A 20,700-nucleotide genomic window follows, 5' to 3' on the forward strand; every position below is an offset into this window, starting at 1 on the left:
CCGTGTCGTGACGTTTGATTGTTGATCACAGGTGCCACCGGAGACCGCCCAGCGTCAGGTGCTGGCCCTCTGGTCCGATCGTGATCCCGAACTGGCCGCGGCGGGGTTTTCCCAGCTCGTGCCAGGCGACGAGTGCGTCCTCCGCGATGTCCCACAGCCGGCGCGGGCCGCCCTGGTCGACGTGGGAGCCGTGGTGGTGCACCCAGGAACCGTCCGAATGGGCCAACCAGTTGGGCCCCGCGACGACGCCCGGCAGCGAGATGCCCGCGAAGAACTCGAACGGACTGGACGGGTCGAGCACCGTGGTGAACGGCAGCGTGGTGGTGCTGCGCTCGAACGCGCCCTCGCCACCCGGCGCGGGACGGTGGGCGTGGGCGCGCAACGGCATGAAGCGCCCGTCCTCGGTGAGCACGCGTCCTTCGCCGGTGCCGTCGCCGTGGGAGACGATGCGGACGAGGCCGGCGCCGATCGGGCGGTGCAGCGTCGTGACCACCAGTCCGCCCGGTTTCGTCTGCTCCATCCAGGCGAGCGGGATCGTCGCGACGGAGCAGGTGGCCAGCACGCGGTCGTACGGTGCGCGGCCAGGGTGGCCGAGCGCGCCGTCGCCCGTCACGCAGGTGGGGGAGAAACCGTTGGCGTGCAGGCGTTCGCGTGCTCGTCGTGAGATGTTCGGGTCGACGTCGACCGTGGTCACGTTGCCCGAACCCACGGCGTGGCACAGGAGAGCCGCGTTGTAGCCCGTGCCCGTGCCGACCTCGAGCACCGACTGTCCGGTGTGGACGTCCAGTGCCTCCAGCATGATCGCCATGATCGTGGGCATGCTGGACGAGCAGGTCGGTGTGCCGCCGGTCACCGTGTCGTCGCCGTCGAACTGGGTGACCCACACCCGGTCGGCGTAGACGAGCTCCAGCCAGCCGGGGTCGCTCGCGGTGAGCGGTTCCCAGTCGCCGCTGTGCAGCTGGCGGTAGAAGCGCGGCAGGAACTCGTGCCGGGGGACGGCCTGGAAAGCCCTGTGCCACTTGGGATCGCGCAGCACTCCGTCGCCGAGCAGCTGGTTCGCCAGCTCGGTGCGCAGGGCCCCGGCGTCGTCCATGTCACCCCCACGGTATCCCTGTGGCGGAGCACACGCAGCGATTGCTTGCAGGGTGCTTGCAACTGCTAGCACTCGTCGCTAACGTGGTCGGTGGCACGAGGAACGGGAGCGGGAACAGTGGACAAGTCCATCGACAAGGCAGTCGCGGACCTCGGCCGCAACATCGGTGAGTACATCCGCGAGCAGCGCAACACCGCCAAGATCTCCTTGCGGGAGTTGGCGAAGCAGGCGGGTGTCTCCAACCCATACCTCAGCCAGATCGAGCGAGGACTGCGCAAGCCCAGCGCGGAGATCCTTCAGCAGATCGCCAAGGGCCTGCGCATCTCGGCCGAAGTGCTCTACGTCGAGGCCGGGATCCTCCAGCAGCGCGAAGGCGGTGCGTTGGCGGACGCCATCGTCGCCGCGACCGATCTGACCGAGCGGCAGAAGCAGGTGCTGCTCGACGTCTACGAATCTTTCCGGCGGGAGAACACCGCCACCAACGAGGAGGACTGATCTCCATGCCGAAGCTCACCCAGGACGACGTTCGCAAGGCCGCCGAGCAGGGCGCCCACGCCGCACGCCAGGCGCTGCTCGCCGCGCTCGGTGCCGGTGACCTCGCCGCCAAGGCGGTCGTCGAGGCCCTGACCAAGGCCAAGGAGCGCGCCGACGAGGCCCGCACCCAGGCCAAGGACCTCCCGACCGAGCTGAACGACCTGCGCGACAAGCTGCAGCCGGCCGAGCTCAAGAAGCTCGTCGACGCCTACACCGCCTCCGCGGTGAACCTGTACACCTACCTCGCCGACCAGGGCGAGCAGACGCTGGAGCAGATCAAGGCCCAGCCGCAGGTCAAGCAGGCCGTGGAGCAGGTCGAGCAGGCCGTCGAGGCCGCGCAGAAGCGCGCCGGGTCCGCTGCCGCCGACGCCCGCGTGATCGCGGACGACGTGCTCGGCAAGGTGACCCGCCGCACCCGTTCGGTCGGCGAGAAGGTCGCCCTCGAGGTCGAGGACGCCGCCGAGAAGCTGGCGGAGGAGATCGTCGAGGTCGGTGGCGAGGCCGCGCACGAGGTCCGCAGCACCGCCCGCAAGACCGCGAACCGCACGGCGCCGCGCAAGCCGGCGACGACGACCCGCACCACGACCACGACCACCGCGGCGAAGAAGACCACGCCGAACACCACCAAGTGAGTCGCTGAGAACCACCGGGAGGGGAGCAGTCCGCGAGGGCTGCTCCCCTCCCGGCGTACGTGCACGTAGTCTGGTCGGGTGTTCCAAATCCCGATCTTCAGCATCTGGTACCTCGACACCGTCGTGTACTTCGTGTTCGACCTCGGGTTCAGCATCATGGGGCTGTTCGCGTTCTTCCATGCGCTGACCCAGCGCGTCGACGCGTACAACGCGATCGAACGCATGACCAAGCCCGCCTGGCTGGGTATCACCGGCGGTGGCACGGCGGCGTTGCTGCTGTTCGGCCCCGGCGGCGTCGGGTCGATCTTCTGGCTGGCCGGCCTCATCGCGGTGCTCGTGTACATGGTGGACGTGCGCCCCAAGCTGATCGAGGTCCAGCGCGGCCCGCGTTGGTGATCACCCACTCGTACGGCTCCGGCTCACCGGTGACCCTGGTCGCCCACGGGCTCGGCGCCACGCCCGGCGAGGCGAGGATCCCCGCCTCCGGGCTGCCCGGCACCCGCGTCGTGGTGACCCTGCCTTCGCACGGCGACGCCCCGGACGCGCCGGAGGGCTACTGGGACTACGGCCGGATCGCGGCCGATCTGGGCGCCGTTCCCGCTGATCAGGCCGTTGGTGTGTCGCTGGGCGCCGGCGCGTTGGTGCGGTTGCTGTCCGTCGAACCCGACCGTTTCGCTCGCGTGGCCCTGCTGTTGCCCGCGGTGCTGGACCAGCGTCGCGAGTCGTTCACGCTGCAGCAGCTGTCCGACCTGACCGTCGGGCCACCGGTCTACGTGGCCGAGCGCAGGGCCGCGCTGGCCCGGCTGGAGGCCGCCGCCGAGCAGTTGCCCGGCCAGGTGGCCGTTCCCGACGCCTCCGTGCTGGCTGCCGTGTCCGTTCCGGTGCTGGTCATCGGCGCCGTCGGCGACCCGCTGCACCCCGAGGACGTGGCCAAGGCGACAGCGGCGGCGTTCCCCGCCGGGGAGCTGTGGCTGATCGACTCGCCCTCACCGATGATCACCCATCGGACCGAGATCCGGCACCGGTTGGTCTCCTTCTTCGCCGGGTAGCCGAAGTGCATGGCTGAACAGAAGAAGATCGCTTTCCTGGTGGCCGAAGAGGGCATCGAGCAGGTCGAGCTCACCGATCCGTGGGCGCACGTCGAGAAGGCCGGCGGAGTACCGCGCCTGCTCGCGCCGAAGCTCGGTGAGGTGCGTGGCTTCAACCACCTCACGCCCGCCGACGCGTTCCCCGTCGACACGACCTTCGCCGACGCCGACGCCGACGACTACGACGGTGCCGTCATTCCCGGCGGCGTCGCGAACAGCGACTTCCTGCGCATGGACAACGACGCCGTCGAGCTGGTGAAGGCCCTCGTCGCCGCAGGCAAGCCGATCGCGTCGATCTGCCACGGGCCGTGGCTCCTGGTCGAGGCGGGTGTGGTGCGCGGCAAGATGCTGACCTCGTTCCCGAGCCTGCGGACCGACATCCGCAACGCGGGCGGCGACTGGGCCGACGAGGAGGTCCGGGTGTGCGACATGAACGGGTGGACACTCGTGACGTCCCGCAACCCCGGCGACCTGCCGGCGTTCAACCGGGAAGCCCTGAAGGCGTTCGACCTGGGGTGATCACCGGGATCTGCAGCTCCCGGTGATCTTCTAGAGGCGGGTGTCGGCGTAGTGCGCCATGGCGTCACGCGTCCACTCGGCCATGTTGCCGCCGCCGTCGACCTCGAAGTTGACCCGGAACTCGTCCGAGTCGACGTAGAGGTCGCCGAGGCCCTTGTAGGACTCCCGGTTGGGCTTCCAGCTCAGGCAGATCCAGCGGTAGTGGCGGTCGACCTGCTCCTGCGTCCGCGGAGCGTCGATCGCCGCGCCCTCCGTGTACAGGGCACCGAGCTTCTCCGCGATGTCCCGCCACTCGGCCATGAACTGGTCGGCGTCAGCGCGCGTCCAGCCCTGCATCTTCTTGCGGCTCTCGGCGATGTGCTCCCGCGCACCCTCGCCGTAGCGCTCGACGAGCTCGGCCTCGTGCCGTTCCTGCTTCTTCGCGTCGAAGCCGTCGAACAACTCTTCCATCTTCACTTCGTCCCCTCCTTCCAGTTCTTCGATCGTCCGCGCGACAGTGCTCGCGAGCCGGTCCAGCCGCTTCCGCTCGTCCCGCAGCCACCGGTGGTGGTTGCGCAGGACGGTCAGCTGGTCCGTGCCGTCGAGCACCTTCGCCACCACGTCGAGGCCCAGGCCCAGGTCGCGCAGCAGCAGGATCTGCTGCAGGCGGTGCACCTGTTCCTTCTCGTAGTAGCGGTAACCGTTGTCGCCGATCCAGGCCGGCGGCAGCAGCCCGATCGAGTCGTAGTGCCGCAGCGTCCTGGACGTCACCTTCGACATCCGGGCCACCTGGGCGATCGACCAGGCCATTCGGTTCCTCCTTCGCGCTCTGGAAATGAAGGTAGGGGTTGACGCAACGTAAAGGTCAAAGGGGAATTTGGCAGGATGGGCGACGTGTGGACCATCGCTGGATCGCTGCAACCCGTCCCCGTGCTGTCTCGCCTAGACCTGGTGCCCGAACCGGTCGCGGCCGCGCTGAAGACCCTGGACGGCGCTGACCGCGTCGCCGTCGCCGAGATCGACGCTTCCCTGGCGGACACCGCCGAGTTCTGCGCGCACTACGGGTCGCCGCTCGAAGCGTCGGCCAACTGCGTGGTCGTCGCGGGCAAGCGCGGTGACCAGGTCCGTTTCGCGGCCTGCATGGTGCTGGCGACCATGCGTGCGGACGTCAACGGGGTCATCCGCAAGCGGCTCGACGCGCGCAAGGCGTCGTTCGCGCCGATGGACGAGGCCGTGGCGTTGACCGGCATGCAGTACGGCGGCATCACGCCCATCGGTGTGCCCGCGGACTGGCCGATCCTCGTCTCGCCCGAGGTGGCCGCCGCCCCCGAACTGGTCGTGGGCAGCGGCATCCGCGGCAGCAAGATCCTCATCCCCGGTGACGTGCTGATGAAGCTCACCGGGGCCGAGGTCCTGCCGGATCTGGCTCGCTAGCAGTCCGGCGCGCACAGGCGGGCGATCACCTGGTCCGGGTCGAGCTCCCACCTGATCACCCGCGGGTCCGGGCCGGACGACGTGAGGTCGCCGCCCGCGTCGAACAGCACGGCGTTGACCGGGCCGGTGTGCCCGGTCAGCGTCGCCACCTGCGCGCCGTCGGTGACCTGCCACAACGTGATCAAGCTGTCGTTCGCGGCGGCCGCCACGGTCGTGCCGTCACGGCTGGCGGTGACCGCTCCGATGGCGCCTCGGCCTGTGACGAGTGTGCGCGCCTTGCCGTTGCGGTCCCACAGGGAGACCTCACCGCCCGCGTCGCCCACCGCCAGCAGGTCCGACCGCGGTACGGCGGCGATCGACTTCACCGCGGGGCCGGTCTCCCGGACCACCTCGACCTGGTCACCGGACCACCGCAGCACGCGGCCGTCGGCTCCGCCCGAGACCACGAGGTCGCCGAGCAACGCCACGGTGTTCACCGGACCCGAATGTCCGGTGGGCAGCGCGCGGCCCGGTTCGGCGGAGTTCAGGTCCTGCACGACGACCGCGGCGTCCGCGCCGCCGGTCACCGCGCGGTCGCCCGACACGACGAGGCTCTTGATCGCGCCGCGATGGCTCTGCCAGGTGTGCAGAAGCCGGCCGTCGGTGCGCCACGACGACAGCACGCCACGCATGTCGGCCACCACGATCTCGGTGTCGTTGCGGAACGCCAGCGAGGTGACGTGCGCCGGGACGTCGATGCGTCCGATCTGCCTGCCCTCGCGGTTCCACAGCAGGACCATCCGGTCGCGCCCGCCGGTGGCCAGCACCGCGCCGTCCGGGGAGAGCGCTATGCCGTCCGGCGGGCTCGTGTGGCCGGTCAGGGGTGGCAGCGGCAGGTTCCAGAGGCTCACGCTCTCGTCGCCGCCCGCCGCGAACCAGTTGCCGTCCGGACTGAGCGCCGCCACGTAGAACGGGTGCGTGCGGGTGATCAACCCGGTCAGCCACCCGCCGTCGGGCACGGTCCACCAGCGGATGCTGCCGTCGTCGCTGGTGGACACGACCTTGGTGCCGGTCGCGTCGAACTGCACCGAGTGCACGCCGCCGACGTGCCTGCGCAGCCCGTACGTCTTGCCGGTCGCGAGCACCCGCAACACCACCTGGTGGTCGTCTCCGCCAGAAGCGAGCACACGGGCGTCAGGGCTCAACGCGACCGTGCGGACGGCTGAGACGTGATCGGTGAACGTGCGCGTGACGCCGTTCTCCACCACCAACGTGCCCTTCTCGCCACCTGCGGCGAGCACGGATCCGTTCAGCGACAACGCGTGGACCTCGCCCAGTTCGTGCAAGATGCTGTCTGTTCGCGTCCAGTCGTCCGTGCGCCACAGGGAGATCAGGCCGTCGGCGGTCGCGACCGCGGCGGTCGAGCCGTCCGCTGAGAGCACGAGCGTTCGTACCCCGGCGTCGAGAGAGACGGTCCGCAACGGCAGGCGCGTTCTGGTGTCCCACAGGATGATTCGCCGGTCATCACCCGCGGACACCAGGGTCGTGCCGCCGGGCATGAACGCGAGTGCACGCACGGCACCGTTGTGCTGCGCCAGAACCGCCGGTGCGGCTACGGAGGAGGGCGACCGCAGCAGCACGGAGTGGTCGTCGCCGGCGGTGGCGAACAACGAGCTGTCCGCGCTGAACGCGACCGCGCGAACCGGCCCGCGATGGTCCTTCAACACCGTTCGGGCCGGCTTGTAGGCCGCGGTGCTGAGCAACGCCCCGCGCGCCTCGGCGGTCGCCGACGTGCGGTAGGCGTCCACGGCGAGCCGTGCGGCGGCGTCCGGCCACGACGCGCTGAGTTCCTGTGCCTGCACGGCGATCTGGCGTGACTCGGCGATCTGCTGTTCCCTCAGGGCGGCGTTGCCCTGCACGACGGCCACGAACGTCACCACCAGGCACGCCACGGTCAGCACGGCCAGTGACTTGACCAGCGTGCGCAACCGGCGGGACTGCCGGTCCGCGGCCTGCCGGGACGCGTTCTCCTCGTCCACCGCCGCCTGCAGGAACTCGCGCTCCAGTTCGTTGGACGACACCGGCCACTCGATGCGGCCGGCCAGTTCACGCATCGCGGCGAGCCGGACGCCCCGGTAGAGCTCGCCGGGATCGCGACCGGCCGACTGCCACGCCGCCGCGGCGGTGGTGAAGTCGCGGTGCAGACGCAACGACTCCCGGTCGTCGTCGATCCACTGCCGCAACCGTGGCCACGCGCGCACGAGTGCTTCGTGCGCAAGCTCCACAACGCCGTCCGCGACGACGATCAGCCGTGCGTTGGCGAGGACGTTCACGACGTGTGCGGTGTCGGAAGGTCTGCCTGCCGCCATCACCTCGTCGAGCGGAGCACGGCGACGCAGGTCGTTCACGTCGTCGTGCGTCTGCACGAGCCTCAGCAGGACGGCACGCGCGACGGCTCGACCACGAACGGACAGTTCGGCGTAGGTGCTCTCGGCCGTGGCAGCGACGGCGCCGGTGACGCCGCCACTGGCCCGATAGCCCTCCAGGGTCAGCCTGCCGCGATCGCGTCTTCGCCACGTCTCCAGCAGCGCGTGCGACAGCAACGGCAGCGCACCCGACTGCCCGCGCACGTCGGCCATCGCGGCCGCGAGCATGTCCGGCTGCACCTTCAGCCCGGCGCGCACGGCCGGCAGCTCGACGGCGGCCCGCAGTTCGTCGTCGGTCATCGGCCCGACCAGCACCTGGGCGTCGCGCAACGCGTCCACCAGCGCGGGCACCGTGGCGCAGTGGCCCAGGAAGTCCGCTCGCACCGCCAGCAGCACCCGGTTGCCGCCGTCGAGCAGCGAGGCGACGAACGCCTCCCGGTCGACCGCGCTGTCGAAGTGGGTGAACAGCTCCTCGAACTGGTCGACCACGACGAGATCGGCCTGGCCGCCGCGCCAGGTCGTCGGCGTCGCGGTGATCACCGTCCAGTCCTCCAGCGCCGGCAGCACCCCGGCGTGGACCAACGAGGACTTGCCCGACCCCGACGGCCCGAACACGCCGACGACGCGCTGCCTCCGGATGCGATCGACGATGTCGGCGGCGAGGTCGTCCCGTCCGAAGAACCTGTCCGCGTCGCCGGTGCCGAACGCCGTCAGCCCGAGGTACGGCGGCGAGTCGTCGTGCCCCTTGGCGGCCTGCCGCCAGCGTTGCTCCCATTGGGCCACATCACCTTCGCACGCCTGGACGTATGCGAGCGCCACCGCCAGCGACGGCAGCTGCTCTCCCGCGGCGGCCTGCGACAGCGCGGTGGCGGAGAAGTGCGCGCGTTGGGCGAGCGTCCGGTAGTTCGGCGAGCCCGCCTTCTCCCGCAGTTGCCGGAGCTCCCAGGCGAACCGCTGGACCGGGCCCTCCTCGGGGTCGATCGGCCGCTCTCGTCTACCCACTCGGACTCCAGTTGATCTGAGTTGATTGAAAAGCGCCTGCGCCACTGCCTGATCAACTCAACCCGCTCTAAACCTGGTGCCGCAACGACTTCGGGCTGAGCAGGAGCGATGATGACCAGACGCTGGCGCACAGCACTTCTAGTGGCGTTGACGGGTGTGCTGAGCACGGCGTTGCCCGTGCAGGCACAAGAGGCGGCGGACGACCTAATCCACAGCCGCCCAACGGGTGCGTTCGCGTTGACCCCGGACTGGAGTCTGGAGTCCTCCGCGGCGCGGTTGCAGGCCGCGGCCGGCACCACGACGTCGGTCGCCGCACTGCTGCGTGACGCGAACCGGGACATCGCCTCCTGCAACAGCGCGCAGCAGCACGCGCTTCCGGAGAACTACGACCGAACGGACTACCCGCTGACGTCCGGGCAGATCCTGCACAGCAGCGAGAAGTTCTGCTGGGACCCCGGTGACAGCAAGGTCGCCTACTGGATCCCCCAGGGCGTCACCGGTTCGTCGGACGCCGACGACGACGGCCTGTGGGGCGAGAACCGCATCCTGCTCGTCAGCTGGCATTACAAGGGCTCCGCGCCGGACAAGGGCGTGCGGATCTCGTTCGTGGACATGAAGAACCGCAAGTACCGGCACGTGCTGCTGGTCGAGCCGACCGCGAACGCCGACTACAAGGCGGTGCCGATCCACGCCGGCGGGCTCGCCTGGCTCGGCCACTACCTCTACGTGGCCGACACCTCCGGCGGCCTGCGCGTGTTCGACGTCGAACGCCTCCTCGAGGTGTCCGACGCGCAGGACAGCATCGGCAAGAGCGGCAGCGACTACTACGCCTACAACTACAAGTACGTGCTGCCGCAGGTCGGCTGGTACCGGCAGGCCGTGCGGGACGACTGCGTGCCGAGCGCCGCGCAGCTGTGCTTCTCGTCGTTGTCGCTGGACCGCAGCACCACGCCGGACACGCTCGTCGTCGGCGAGTACCGCGACGAGCGCAGCACCGACGTCGCCGTCGACGGTGGCCGGGTGGTCCGCTACCGCGTCGACGCCTCGTCCCGGCAGCTCACGCTGACCAGCGGCAAGGCCGTGCCGCAGGACGTGGTGACCGTGCCGCGCAGCAACCTCCAGGGCGTCCAGACCTGGAAGGACACCTACTACCTCGGCCGCAGCTCGAACCGCAACCACAGCTGGATGCACTTCGGTTCCCTCGGCGGAGCCACGAGCACCAACAGCTGGGCCATCGGCGGCGAGGACCTCTACCACGAGCACGGCCCGGGAATCACCGCCGGAAAGCTCTGGACGGTCTCCGAGCACGCCTGGACCGAGGACCGCAGCACGTTCATCGACCGGCGAGCGATCTTCGCCGTGCCGCTCAGCGAGATCGGCTGAGCCCACTCGACTTCCGTCTCCTCCGAGGCGGGAACCCTTGCAAACTGGAGGAATCTCTATGCGCAAGCTCGTGCTTGCTTTCTCGATGGCCTTCCTGGCCGTCATGGGCTCGATGATGCCCGCGTCCGCCTCGGCGGAGGCCCCGTCGGTGCAGGCGGTGTCCGACGTCGCCGCGGCGGCGGACGGCATCCAGCTGGCCGTCGCCGGCACGCTGCCGCCCCGCTCGCAGCTGACGTGCCACTCCTACACGGCCGTCGAGATCTGTTACGAGAAGGGCGGCGACCACTGGTGGGTGCAGGACCAGAACAGCAATGACAAGGCGTCGGCCGGTGTGTACTGGGAGAACCTCCGCAACGGCGCGCTCTACCGCAACGGTGCCTGCATCTCCAGCCTCGGCAAGGGCAACTGGGGCCACTGCAACAAGAACTACTACGAGGACAGCGTGCTGAACGGCTGGCCCTGCACCTGGGACCGCAGCGCCGGTGGCGACGTCGAACTCACGGGCACGGGCTACCGCTACCAGTGACGACTAGGACTGGTACTTCTGCAGTAGTGCGATCGCCTCGTCCACGTCGTCCGTGACGAGGATCCACTGCTCGGCTTCCCGGCCCGCCGCGAGTTTCATCACCAGCGGCGCGGCCGGGATCTCGTCGGTCCAGAAGGCCTTGCCCAGGAAGATCATGGGAGCGGCCGGGCCGACGCTGCCGTAGTAGTTCTGCGTGAAGTCCTGGAAGACCTCCTGGACCGTGCCCGCCTTGCCCGGCGTGTAGACGATGCCGCCGGTCGCGACGGTCAGCAGGCCCTCCTCGCGCACCGAGTTCGCGAAGTACTTCGCGTGCAGCTCGCAGGCCGGGTTGGGCGGCTCGTGGCCGTAGAACCACGTCGGGATGCCGATCGTGCGCGGCGTGTCGAAGCGGCGGACCTCCGGGAACGCCGCGAGCCACCTGCCGATCGACTCGTCGTCGTGGCCGAACGACGGGGCCTGCGCGATGGTGCCGAGCACGTCGTCGTTCACCTCGCCGAGCCGGACGCCGAGCGGCACGGCCTCCATCGCGCCCGGCCCGCCGCCGGTCAGCACGGTGAAGCCCGCGTTGCCCAGCGCGGCACCCAGCGCGACCGCGCTGCGGTAGCCGCCGGAGCCCCGGGCGAGCGCGTGGCCGCCCATGACCGCGATCGGTGAGCCCGTCAGCGTGTCGTCGAGGGCCTCGGTGATCGAGTGGTCGTGCAGGCGTTCGGCCAGCGCGTGCAACGGGTCCGGGTGGTGGCCCTGCTGCCTGCTGTGCCGGTAGATCTCCGCGTCCGGGGTGTCGGCGTACGACTTGGGTTCGGCCGGGTCGAAGCCCGCGAACAGCTCCGCGGGCGTGTACAGCTTCGACCGGTAGACGTCGTAGGGCAGGTCCGGGATGACCGGGAACACCAGCGCTCCCGCGGCCTCCGCCCTGCGCTGCATCGTCTCGCTGAGGGTGCAGCCGAGCAGCAGCGCCCCGTCGAACGGCACCCGCACGTCCTCGCGAGTGAGGTCCAAGCCGATGATGACGGCTTTGCGCAGGTCAGGGGCTGCCCGCAGCTGGTCGAGGTCGGTGATTTCGATCCGCACGGGAAAAAGCCTATGCCCCGGGCGAACCAACGTGCCGTGGAATCCGAATGAGTTGGTGGGAACTGAGGTCCGCTCGCCGTCCCGAGACGAGCGGCCGCGGGCCGCGCTGCCCAGGAAAGGTTCCCCGCCATGGCCACCGAACTGCTGACCGGATGCGCCGCCAGAGGCGCACGAGTAGTAGATCCCCACCGCGTCGAACACCTGGACTGCGGTGGGTACGGAGTCCCCCTGCTCGGCCACGCCCACCCGGCCGTCGTGCAGGCCGTCGTCGGCCAGGTGCGCCGGCCGTCACTGCTGGACCGCCTGATGCTCGACCTGGTCACCCCCAACGGGCTCGACCACGTCCACACCTTCGCCTCGGCCTCCGAGGCAGCCCAGTTCGCTGTTGCCCTCGCACAGGCGAACGGCCGCCCACGCGTGCTGACCACAGGCGACGTCCCGTACGGCGGCATCGACGCGCTGCGCGCCACCCTGGCCTCCGGCCCACCGGCGTGCGTGCTCGTCGAACCGGTCCGCGGCGCCACCCTCCCCCCGACGGGCTACCTGAGCTCCGTGGCCGAGGTGTGCCGCGAGTCCGGCGCCCTGCTCGTGGTGGACGAGACGCGCTCCGGCCTCGGCCGCCTGGGCGTGTGGTGGGGCGTGGACCTGGACGGCGTGACGCCGGACATCATGCTGGTGGGCGAGGGCCTGTCCGGCGGCGTGCTCCCGATCGCCGCCGTGGTCGCCTCAGCCAAGGTGGAGGTGCCGTTGCTGCGCGGCTCCGAAGCCGTGTCACCGCTGGCGTCCGCCGCCGTGAACGCCTGCCTGCGCGTCACAGCCGCCGAGGGCCTGGTCGAACGGGCCAAACTGCTCGGCGACGAGCTGCTGCACGGACTCCGCGCCGTCGTCGCCGGCAAGGCGCACGCGACCGGCCGAGGCCTCCTGCTAGGCGTCGAACTGCCGGACCAGCGGGCCGCCGACGTGTTCACCGGCGAGCTGCTGAGGTCGCGCGTGCTCGCGGACTTCCGCGGCCGCACGGTCTGCTTCACCCCGCCGGCCGTGATGTCGGCGGCGGACGCGGGGTGGCTGGTAGAGGCGGTGGGCAGAGCAGCCAACAAGATCTGACAGCAATGCCGGGGCGCCGTGAAGGCGCCCCGGCGCTCGCTTGGGCGACACCCTGCCTGTACTGGTTGCTCGTTCAAACCACAGTGCTAGCTCTTCGGGTCCCACACCAGAGCGTCCAGCACGAGCAGTTCTCCGCTTCTCACGTCAGCCAGCCGGACGCGGGCGAACGTCCCGCCGTTGGTCTTCACGCAGAACGTGGCGTCGGGAGCGATCCCCTTGCCGTTCATCGAACGCTTGTACCCGGCGCTGACGCAGTCGTCGAGGGTCGCGTCCGCCTTGACGGGCGCCAGGTCCTCGCGTGCCGTGAGGTTGTAGCCGTCGTAGGACAGGTCGTACCTCTGGTCCGACTCGTTCGTCCTCACCGCGCCCCAGTCCAGCGCCGTCGAGTCGAGGTCGACACCGTAGCCCTGCGTGAGCTGGATCAACCTGTCCTTGCTCGTCCGCCTGACCCCCGGCGCCTCCTCCGGCGGTGGCGTGGTGGTCGTGGTCCGAGCGGCCGGAGAGGTACCCGTGTTCATCGAGGGGAGCGTCGTGGTGGCGGAACCGGACGAGGCCGCACCCGAAACCTGACCGGGCACGACCGTCAGGGCGCGGGTGGCGACGACCGTGACCGCCGCTGTTCCCGCGATGATGCCGACGATCGCCAGCAGGACCACCTTGTCGACCGGTTTGCCGATCTTCGCGGCCACCAGGCCCGCGCCGATCAGCAGTGCGACGACTCCGATCACCAACGCCGCCGTCGACGCCGATCCGGACAGCACGGTCACGATCGCCGACACGTCGGCCACCAGGCTGACGGGCAACAGCCACTGCCACCCGCGGTTGTTCTCGTTCTCGGTCAACGCGTCTCCCCCCGAGACCCCAGCGCTAGAAGATCACCGTCTGGTTGCCGTGCACCAGCACCCGGTCCTCCAGGTGCCACCGCAACCCGCGCGCCAGCACCACCTTCTCGATGTCACGACCCTTGCGCACCATGTCCGCGATCGAGTCGCCGTGGTGCACGCGCATCACGTCCTGCTCGATGATCGGCCCGGCGTCCAGGTCGGCGGTGACGTAGTGGCACGTCGCGCCCACCAGCTTCACGCCGCGGCGGTGCGCCTGGTGGTACGGGCGGGCGCCGATGAACGACGGCAGGAAGCTGTGGTGGATGTTGATCGTGCGGCCGGTCCAGGCGGCGCAGATCTCCGGCGGCAGGATCTGCATGAAGCGGGCCAGCACCACGGCGTGCGGGTCGTGCTTCTCCACCAGTTCGCGCAGCTGGGCGAACGCGGCCTGCTTGCCCTCGGGGTCGTTGGCCGGGAACGGCACGTGGTGGAACGGGATGCCGTGCGCGCGTGTGATGTCACCCAGTTCCGGGTGGTTGCCGATGACGGCGGACACCTCGACGTCGAGTTCGCCGGTCGCGACGCGGGCCAGCAGGTCGTACAGGCAGTGGCCCTCCTTCGACACCAGGATGACCACGCGCTTGCGTTCGCCCGTGTCGGTCACCGTCCACGTCGACTGCGCGCCCAGCGAGGCGGCCACCTCGGCGAACTGGGAGCGCAGCTCGTCCACGCCGAACGGCAGGGAGTCCGCGCGGACCTCCTGGCGCGTGAAGAACCAGCCCGTCTCCGGGTCGGTGTGGTACGCGGCCTCGACGATCCAGCCGCCGTTGTCCGCGAGGAACGACGAGATCCTCGCGATGATGCCGGTGCGGTCCGGGCAGCCGAAGGTGATCACATAGCGACGTTCAGGCGATGACACGCCGCAGAAGTATTCACGGCCTGGGCAGCGCCGCCAACAGCGACTCGTCTCCGGTCACGATCGCGTGGCCCGGCCGGGCGTAGACGGCTCGGTAGATCGCGTCCGCGGTGCCCGCGAGGGTGGCGTCCTCGTCGAAGGCCGAGTCCTGCGGTGCGGTGACGACCAGCGGCTCGCCCTCCGTCAGCCTGACCTCCCAGGTGCGGCCCGCGTCGGCGGCGTGCACCAGCAGCCGGCCGGTCGCCTTGACGCCCTGGCCCAGCTCGATCCGGCGCGGGACCATCACGGTGAGGTACTCGTCGACGCCGTCCGCGGCGAACTCCGGGTCGAACACCAGCGGCGGCAGCTCGTGGCCGGTGGCCAGGTCCGCGTCCAGGCGGTGGATCGACGTCTCGTGCGCCTGCCTGCGCGCCCAGAAACCGGCGAGCTGCGGGCCGCTGAACGTCCACGCGGGACGGTCGGCGGGCACCTCGCGCAGCCGCTCCAGGAGCGTGGAAAGCCCTGTCTCCCACCAGGAGAGCGTCTCGTCGAAGCCCTCCGGAGCCTTCGGCCACTTCGGCCGGCCGTCCTCGGGCGCGGTCACGACGGCCTGCCCCGCCCACGTGTGCACCTCCGCCATGTGCCGGACCAGGTCCAGCACCGTCCACTCGGGACAGGAGGGCACGGGGGCGTCCGGACCGGCTTTGACGACGGCCGAACGCATCAGCGAAGCCTGGGTCTCGATCTGCGCGACGAAGTCCACAGATTCCACCCTAGGGTGCGACGGCCGCCCATTCGAGCGTGATTTCCCCGAGCCGCCACCGCCGCCGGTCGTCCAGCACCGGCCAGCCGCGTTCGCGCAGCAGTCGCGCCGACTCCACCCACCGCGCGCGAGGCCCGAACGGCGCGAACGGCGCCGCGGTGGCCCAGCAGGCGTCCAGGTCGGTCAGCAACGCGTGCACGCGCTCACCGGGCACGTTCTTGTGGATCAACGCCTTGGGCAGCCGCTCGGCCAGGTCGGACGGCACGTCGATGCCGGACGGCTTGCACGCCAGCGTGAACCGCAGGGGCCCGTCGGCGGACAGCGTCACCCACGTGCAGCGGCGCCCGATCTCGTCGCAGGTGCCCTCGACGACCAACCCGCCGGGAGCCATGCGGGACAGCATCGTGTCCCACGCCTCGAACGACTGCTCCTCGGTGTACTGGCGCAGCACGTTGAAGGCGCGCAACAACACCGGCCGCGCACCGGCCAGTTCGAAGCCGCCGCGCCGGAAGTCCAGCAACGGCGGTGCGGCCACGGCCTTGCCCGCGTCCACCCGGTCCTGGTCGATCTCCAGCCCGAGCACGCGCACGTCGGGGCGGACGGCCCGCAGCCGCGCGGCCATCTCGACGGTGGTGATCGGCGTGGCCCCGTAGCCGAGGTCGACCACGAGCGGGTCGGGCGCGTCCAGCAGGAAGCCGGACAGCGTGCCGGTCATCCACCGGTCGACCCGGCGCAGGCGGTTCGGGTTGGTCGTGCCGCGGGTCGGAACGCCGAGCGCGCGGGCCCGGCCTGCGGCTAGCCGCGGTTTGCGAGCCATTGCGAGGTGAACTCGTTCTCCTTGTCGAGCAGCACCGCGACCTGCTCGGCGATCAGCTTCTCGATCTTGCCGCCGAGGAACGGGATGCTGACCTTGACCTCCCCCGAGAGGGTGAGCTTCGAGCCGGATCCGTTGTCCAGGACGGTGAACGAGCCGTCGAGGCGGCCGGGCACGCCGCCCACCGCCACCTCGACCGTGCCGGCGCCCGCCGCCCACGTCTCCGTGCGCTGGATCACCAGGTCGCCACCGAGCGCCGCCTTGACCGCGGACGGCACGTGCTCCGCGGGCACGCCCTGCTTGAGCTGGTACGACGTCTTCTCACCGGTGCTGGAGTACGTCACGAGCTGGGCGTCCTTGCCGCCGATCGCGGCCAGCCGGTCCCGCAGATAGGTCTCGTCGACCATCGCGCCGTAGACCTTCTCCGCCGAATGGGGTGACGTGGTGTGGTGCTCGATGCGGCGTGCCATGTCGCGGAGGCTACCGTTGACGTCTGTGACCACCACGCAGTCCGTACCTCTGGCCGAGCGCACCACGCTCCGACTCGGTGGCCCGGCCGCGCGGTTCGTCCACGCCACGACCGCCGCTGAGCTGGTCGAAGCCGTGCGAACAGCCGACGCCGCCGCCGACGAGAAGGTCCTCGTGCTCGGCGGCGGGTCCAACCTCGTGATCTCCGACGGCGGCTTCGACGGCACGGTCGTGCACGTCGCCACCAAGGGTTTCCGGCTCGACCCGCTGGGCGGCGGCATCGTCCAGTTCACCGTCGAGGCGGGCGAGGAGTGGGACGCGGTCGTCGCCGAGGCGGTCGCGCAGGGCCTGGGCGGGCTCGAGTGCCTGTCCGGCATCCCCGGCCTCAACGGCGCCACGCCCGTGCAGAACGTCGGCGCGTACGGCGTCGAGATCTCCCAGGTGCTCCAGTCGGTGGACCTGCTCGACCGCCGCAGCGGCAAGGTGCACCAGGTGCCCGCCGCCAAGCTGGGCCTCGACTACCGCACCAGCGTGCTCAAGGGCACGGACAACGCGGTCGTGCTGCGCACCAGGTTCTCGCTGACCGCCGGGGGTATGTCCGTGCCGATCCGCTACGGCGAGCTGGCGCGCGTCCTCGGTGTGGCGCAGGGCGATCGCGTGCCGGCGGACGAGGCCCGCAAGGCCGTGCTGGAACTGCGGCGCGGCAAGGGCATGGTGCTCGACGCCACCGACCACGACACGTGGAGCGCGGGCTCGTTCTTCACCAACCCGATCATCGACGACTCGACGTTCAACGGCGTGCTGATCCGCATCGCCGAACGCCTCGGCGCCGACGTCGACGTGCCGAGCTATCCGGCGGGCCACGGCAAGAGGAAGCTCTCCGCCGCGTGGCTGATCGAACGCGCGGGCTTCCGCAAGGGCCACCAGGGTCCCGGCGGCCGGGTGTCGTTGTCCGGCAAGCACACGCTGGCGCTGACGAACCGCGGCGGCGCGTCGACCGAGGACCTGCTGGACCTCGCCCGCGAGGTGCGCGACGGCGTGCGGGCCGCGTTCGGCGTCGAACTGCACCCCGAACCGGTCTTCGTAGGCGTTCAGCTGTAAGTCCGTCCGGGTGACTCCGTGTGACGAACCGCTACCAGGCGTGTTTCATTGTGGTAGGGGTGGAACGGAGGTCGCTATGGGCTACCTCGACGAGAACGCGCGGGCGGTCGTCAGGCCTGTCAAGCGCATGGTCGAAGACGAGTTCCTGTCCCGGCCGGGCGTGATCGGTGTCGACATCGGCGAGAAGGTCACCGGCGGACGCCCGACGGGCAAGGTCGCGATCGTGGTCTACGTGTGCGCCAAGGGCCCTGGTCACCCGCAGCAGATCCCGGCGGAGGTCGGCGGCGTGCCGACCGACGTCGTCGCCGAGTCGATCGTGCTGCACCGGGCCAGGATCACGCGTGCTGAGGACGAGCAACCCGTTGCGGCGGAACGGCACCAGGTGCTGCGGGGTGGCATCGGCATCGGCCCGGCGAGGTCGTTCCGGGTCGTGCCACCGGAGGTCGAGCGGGCCGGCGAGTTCGTGATCGCCGGCACGCTCGGCGCGTTCGTGATCACCCGGGACGAGTCGCGGAAGGTGCTGGGGCTCACCACTTTCCACGTCGGCTGTGTCGACGACTCGTGGGCGGTGGGCGACGAGTTCGTGCATCCGTCCAGAGTGGACGGTGGGGTGCCCGGTGCCGACCGGGTCGCCGTGCTGGACCGGGCGGCGCTCGCGGGTGCGGTGTCGGCGGCGGGGCTGCGGATGGGTGCCCGGCCGTTCCGCGCGGAGGTGCTGGACATCGGCGCGGTCATGGGCAGCGCCAAGGCGCAGATCGGCTCGACCGTGCGCAAACGCGGCCGCACCACCGAACTCACCTACGGCGTGATCGAGTCGACGGACTCGACGCTGCGGCTCGACTTCGGTGGCGGCATCGGCGTGCGGACCCTGCGCGACCAGATCCGCGTGCACTCGTCCGAACGCTTCGGCGACCACGGCGACAGCGGGGCCGTGCTGGTCGACGCCGACAACTTCGTCGTCGGCCTGTACGTCGCCGGATCGGGCTCGAAGGGATCCTTTTCGGGAGGGTTCGCGAACCCCGTCGAGCCCGTCCTGCGTCAGCTGGACGTGGACTTGCTCACTCCCGGTGTGCCCGAGTCGCGGAGGCCTGGGCCCGCGGCTTGAGCACGATCGTGTCGAGGTTCACGTGCGAGGGCCGGGTGACGGCGAACGCGATCACGTCCGCCACGTCGTCCGCGACCAGCGGCGTGATGCCCTGGTAGACCTTGGCCGCGCGGTCGGTGTCCCCGCCGAACCGGTTCGCCGAGAAGTCCGTCTCGACCATGCCCGGCTGGATCTCGGTGACCCGCACCGGCTGGCCCAGCAGCTCGCCGCGCAACGTGCGGTGCAACGCCGACTGGGCGTGCTTGGCGCTCGTGTAGCCGGATCCGTTGTCGTAGGCCTCGTACGCCGCGATGGAGGTCACGGACACGATGTGCCCGTCCCCGGACGCGATCAGCTTCGGGATGAACGCCTTGGTCACCAGCAGGGTGCCGAGGACGTTCGCCTCCCACATCCAGCGCCACTCGTCGGCGACGCCCTCGGCCACGGTCGAGAGCCCGCGCGCACCGCCCGCGTTGTTCACGAGCACGTTCGCTTCGGGTACCCGGTCCGCGAAAGCGGCGACGGAGGTCTCGTCGGTGACGTCCAGCTCGATGGCCGTCCCTTCGATCTCCTTCGCGATAACGTGGAGGAGGTCCAGACGACGTGCTCCGAGCACGACGTGGAAGCCCTCGGCGGCCAGCCGCCGCGCGGTGGCCTCGCCGATGCCCGCGCTAGCTCCGGTCACAACTGCGACAGGTCGATTCACGACTTCGATCGTAGGCTGCCGAGCCCGTTGTGACCGACATCACCCACACCGCAACGGGGTGTTGGACGTCCACCATGGTGGGAGGTCGAAACCGTGAAGAGAACACTTGTCGCGCTGGTCGCTGGACTGACGCTGCTGACCGGCTGCTCGAGTGTCGAGACGGGCACACCCAAGGCGGACAGCTCGCTGCCGTCCGCGAAGGTGACCCTGTCCCCGGTCGACGGAACCAAGGACGTGCAGGTCACGACCCCGGTCCAGGTCACCGTGGTGGACGGCAAGATCGAGTCCGTCGCACTGAAGTCACCCGAGGGCGCCGACGTCAAGGGCACCCTCACCGAGGACAAGTCGGGCTGGACGACGGCCGAGCCGCTGGGCTACGGCAAGACGTACAGCTACACCGGCAAGGCCGTCGGCTCCGACGGCAAGCCCGTCGAGCTCAAGGGCTCGTTCACCACCGTCGCGCCCGGTTCGCAGACCCGCGCGACGCTCTGGCCCTCCGACAACCAGACCGTCGGCGTCGCGGCGCCGATCATGGTCAAGTTCGAGGCGCCGGTGCAGGACAAGGCGACCGTCGAGAAGGCGCTCAAGGTCACCAACTCGGCGAACGTGCAGGGCTCGTGGGCCTGGCTCACCGCCCAGGAGGTGCACTACCGGCCGGAGAAGTACTGGCCCGCGAACACCACCGTCAAGGTCGAGGCCAAGCTCTACGGCGTCAACTACGGCGGCGGCGCGTTCGGCAAGGCCGACGTGACCAGCGACTTCACCATCGGCCGCAACCAGGTCGTGAAGATCGACAACCCGACGCACCGGCTCAAGGTGTTCCGGGACGGTGCGCAGGTCGCGGACTACCCGGCGTCGTTCGGCAAGGACGCGGACCCCGAGCTCACGACGCCGAACGGCACGTTCGTGGTCATGGCTAAGAACGACACGTTCTCGTTCGACAACCCGCGTTACGGCTACACCAACGTCGTGAAGAAGTGGGCCGTCCGGTTCTCGAACCACGGCGAGTTCATCCACGAGAACAACGACAACGCGGCGAACATCGGCACCAACAACACCTCGCACGGCTGCGCGAACCTGCTGGAAGCCGACGCGAAGGCGTACTACGACTCGGCCCTGGTCGGTGACCCGGTCGAGGTGACCGGCTCGATCACGACGCTGCCGGCCCAGTTCGACTGGTACGACTGGCAGCTCTCGTGGGAGCAGTGGAAGGGCAAGTCCGCCATCAAGTAGGACCGGCGGGAATGCGTCCCCCGACCAGGTCGTTCGTACGGG

The 20,700-nt window shown here is 70.1% G+C and carries 22 protein-coding genes; 12 read left to right on the forward strand and 10 right to left on the reverse strand.

Annotated features, from left to right (window positions below; all coding sequences use genetic code 11):
- Positions 1-25: 25 nt before the first annotated feature.
- Positions 26-1,093 (reverse strand): methyltransferase domain-containing protein, encoded by a 1,068-nt coding sequence (locus DFR72_RS18415; protein ID WP_090066024.1) that lies wholly within the window; start codon positions 1,091-1,093, stop codon positions 26-28.
- Between the two features lie 117 nt (positions 1,094-1,210).
- On the opposite strand from DFR72_RS18415, the gene DFR72_RS18420 reads away from it, so the two are divergent.
- The 5 genes from DFR72_RS18420 (at position 1,211) to DFR72_RS18440 (ending at position 3,866) form a co-directional block, all read left to right on the forward strand.
- A complete protein-coding gene (locus DFR72_RS18420) occupies positions 1,211-1,588 on the forward strand; it encodes a helix-turn-helix domain-containing protein (RefSeq protein WP_090066023.1) in 378 nt (125 codons plus the stop codon).
- Positions 1,589-1,593: 5 nt separating this feature from the next.
- Entirely contained in the window at positions 1,594-2,259 is a 666-nt protein-coding gene (locus tag DFR72_RS18425) for a hypothetical protein (protein ID WP_090066022.1), read from the forward strand.
- 102 nt (positions 2,260-2,361) lie between these two features.
- Entirely contained in the window at positions 2,362-2,655 is a 294-nt protein-coding gene (locus tag DFR72_RS18430) for a DUF2516 family protein (protein ID WP_256239397.1), read from the forward strand.
- Positions 2,652-3,308 carry an alpha/beta fold hydrolase gene (locus DFR72_RS18435; RefSeq protein WP_090066021.1) on the forward strand — a complete coding sequence of 219 codons (657 nt, stop codon included), beginning with the start codon at positions 2,652-2,654 and terminating at the stop codon, positions 3,306-3,308. The genes DFR72_RS18430 and DFR72_RS18435 overlap by 4 nt, the downstream gene beginning before the upstream one ends.
- A gap of 9 nt (positions 3,309-3,317) precedes the next feature.
- Positions 3,318-3,866, forward strand: coding sequence for a type 1 glutamine amidotransferase domain-containing protein (locus DFR72_RS18440; protein WP_090066020.1), 549 nt, complete (start codon positions 3,318-3,320; stop codon positions 3,864-3,866).
- 30 nt (positions 3,867-3,896) lie between these two features.
- Here the strand turns inward: DFR72_RS18440 and DFR72_RS18445 are convergent, their stop codons facing one another.
- Positions 3,897-4,655: a MerR family transcriptional regulator gene (locus DFR72_RS18445; RefSeq protein ID WP_090066019.1), complete on the reverse strand. Its 759-nt coding sequence runs from the start codon at positions 4,653-4,655 to the stop codon at positions 3,897-3,899.
- Between the two features lie 75 nt (positions 4,656-4,730).
- Between DFR72_RS18445 and DFR72_RS18450 the strand changes: the two genes are divergently transcribed.
- Complete coding sequence (locus DFR72_RS18450; protein WP_090066018.1) at positions 4,731-5,279, forward strand: YbaK/EbsC family protein; 549 nt, start codon at positions 4,731-4,733, stop codon at positions 5,277-5,279.
- Here DFR72_RS18450 and DFR72_RS18455 read toward each other — a convergent pair.
- Entirely contained in the window at positions 5,276-8,686 is a 3,411-nt protein-coding gene (locus tag DFR72_RS18455) for a WD40 repeat domain-containing protein (protein ID WP_090066017.1), read from the reverse strand. The genes DFR72_RS18450 and DFR72_RS18455 overlap by 4 nt on opposite strands.
- A 111-nt stretch (positions 8,687-8,797) precedes the next feature.
- Here DFR72_RS18455 and DFR72_RS18460 point away from each other — a divergent pair, with 111 nt between their 5' ends.
- Both DFR72_RS18460 and DFR72_RS18465 read left to right on the forward strand, forming a co-directional pair.
- A complete protein-coding gene (locus DFR72_RS18460; RefSeq protein ID WP_143086717.1) occupies positions 8,798-10,069 on the forward strand; it encodes a hypothetical protein in 1,272 nt (423 codons plus the stop codon).
- A 58-nt stretch (positions 10,070-10,127) separates the two neighbouring features.
- Complete coding sequence (locus DFR72_RS18465; RefSeq protein ID WP_245983124.1) at positions 10,128-10,595, forward strand: hypothetical protein; 468 nt, start codon at positions 10,128-10,130, stop codon at positions 10,593-10,595.
- A gap of 3 nt (positions 10,596-10,598) precedes the next feature.
- Here DFR72_RS18465 and DFR72_RS18470 read toward each other — a convergent pair whose 3' ends face one another.
- Positions 10,599-11,666: an LOG family protein gene (locus tag DFR72_RS18470; RefSeq protein WP_090066015.1), complete on the reverse strand. Its 1,068-nt coding sequence runs from the start codon at positions 11,664-11,666 to the stop codon at positions 10,599-10,601.
- A gap of 129 nt (positions 11,667-11,795) precedes the next feature.
- On the opposite strand from DFR72_RS18470, the gene DFR72_RS18475 reads away from it, so the two are divergent.
- Complete coding sequence (locus DFR72_RS18475; protein ID WP_090066014.1) at positions 11,796-12,770, forward strand: aminotransferase class III-fold pyridoxal phosphate-dependent enzyme; 975 nt, start codon at positions 11,796-11,798, stop codon at positions 12,768-12,770.
- An 86-nt stretch (positions 12,771-12,856) separates the two neighbouring features.
- Here DFR72_RS18475 and DFR72_RS18480 read toward each other — a convergent pair whose 3' ends face one another.
- The 5 genes from DFR72_RS18480 to DFR72_RS18500 are packed head-to-tail and all read right to left on the reverse strand — an operon-like array spanning position 12,857 to position 16,536.
- Positions 12,857-13,612 (reverse strand): hypothetical protein, encoded by a 756-nt coding sequence (locus tag DFR72_RS18480; RefSeq protein WP_090066013.1) that lies wholly within the window; start codon positions 13,610-13,612, stop codon positions 12,857-12,859.
- Between the two features lie 25 nt (positions 13,613-13,637).
- Positions 13,638-14,489 carry a formyltetrahydrofolate deformylase gene (purU, locus tag DFR72_RS18485; RefSeq protein WP_305728244.1) on the reverse strand — a complete coding sequence of 284 codons (852 nt, stop codon included), beginning with the start codon at positions 14,487-14,489 and terminating at the stop codon, positions 13,638-13,640.
- A gap of 37 nt (positions 14,490-14,526) precedes the next feature.
- Positions 14,527-15,252, reverse strand: a complete 726-nt coding sequence (locus DFR72_RS18490; RefSeq protein WP_245983126.1) for a maleylpyruvate isomerase N-terminal domain-containing protein — start codon at positions 15,250-15,252, stop codon at positions 14,527-14,529.
- A gap of 10 nt (positions 15,253-15,262) precedes the next feature.
- Entirely contained in the window at positions 15,263-16,069 is an 807-nt protein-coding gene (locus DFR72_RS18495; RefSeq protein ID WP_090066011.1) for an SAM-dependent methyltransferase, read from the reverse strand.
- On the reverse strand, positions 16,048-16,536 hold the full coding sequence (locus DFR72_RS18500; protein ID WP_177224553.1) for a DUF2505 domain-containing protein: 489 nt from the start codon (positions 16,534-16,536) through the stop codon (positions 16,048-16,050). Before DFR72_RS18500 ends, DFR72_RS18495 begins: the two co-directional genes overlap by 22 nt.
- On the opposite strand from DFR72_RS18500, the gene DFR72_RS18505 reads away from it, so the two are divergent.
- Positions 16,535-17,635, forward strand: a complete 1,101-nt coding sequence (locus tag DFR72_RS18505; protein ID WP_245983127.1) for a UDP-N-acetylmuramate dehydrogenase — start codon at positions 16,535-16,537, stop codon at positions 17,633-17,635. The genes DFR72_RS18500 and DFR72_RS18505 overlap by 2 nt on opposite strands.
- A 76-nt stretch (positions 17,636-17,711) precedes the next feature.
- On the forward strand, positions 17,712-18,740 hold the full coding sequence (locus DFR72_RS18510) for a chymotrypsin family serine protease (protein WP_090066010.1): 1,029 nt from the start codon (positions 17,712-17,714) through the stop codon (positions 18,738-18,740).
- Here the strand turns inward: DFR72_RS18510 and DFR72_RS18515 are convergent.
- The gene (locus tag DFR72_RS18515) at positions 18,694-19,425 is read right to left on the reverse strand and encodes an SDR family NAD(P)-dependent oxidoreductase (protein WP_090066009.1); all 732 of its coding nucleotides are present in this window, start codon (positions 19,423-19,425) and stop codon (positions 18,694-18,696) included. The two genes, DFR72_RS18510 and DFR72_RS18515, sit on opposite strands and share 47 nt — an antisense overlap.
- A 93-nt stretch (positions 19,426-19,518) precedes the next feature.
- Here DFR72_RS18515 and DFR72_RS18520 point away from each other — a divergent pair, with 93 nt between their 5' ends.
- A complete protein-coding gene (locus DFR72_RS18520) occupies positions 19,519-20,658 on the forward strand; it encodes a L,D-transpeptidase (protein ID WP_090066008.1) in 1,140 nt (379 codons plus the stop codon).
- Positions 20,659-20,700 lie beyond the last annotated feature (42 nt).

Origin of the sequence: Lentzea flaviverrucosa (assembly GCF_003350445.1) — a bacterium.
Taxonomy (GTDB): domain Bacteria; phylum Actinomycetota; class Actinomycetes; order Mycobacteriales; family Pseudonocardiaceae; genus Lentzea; species Lentzea californiensis.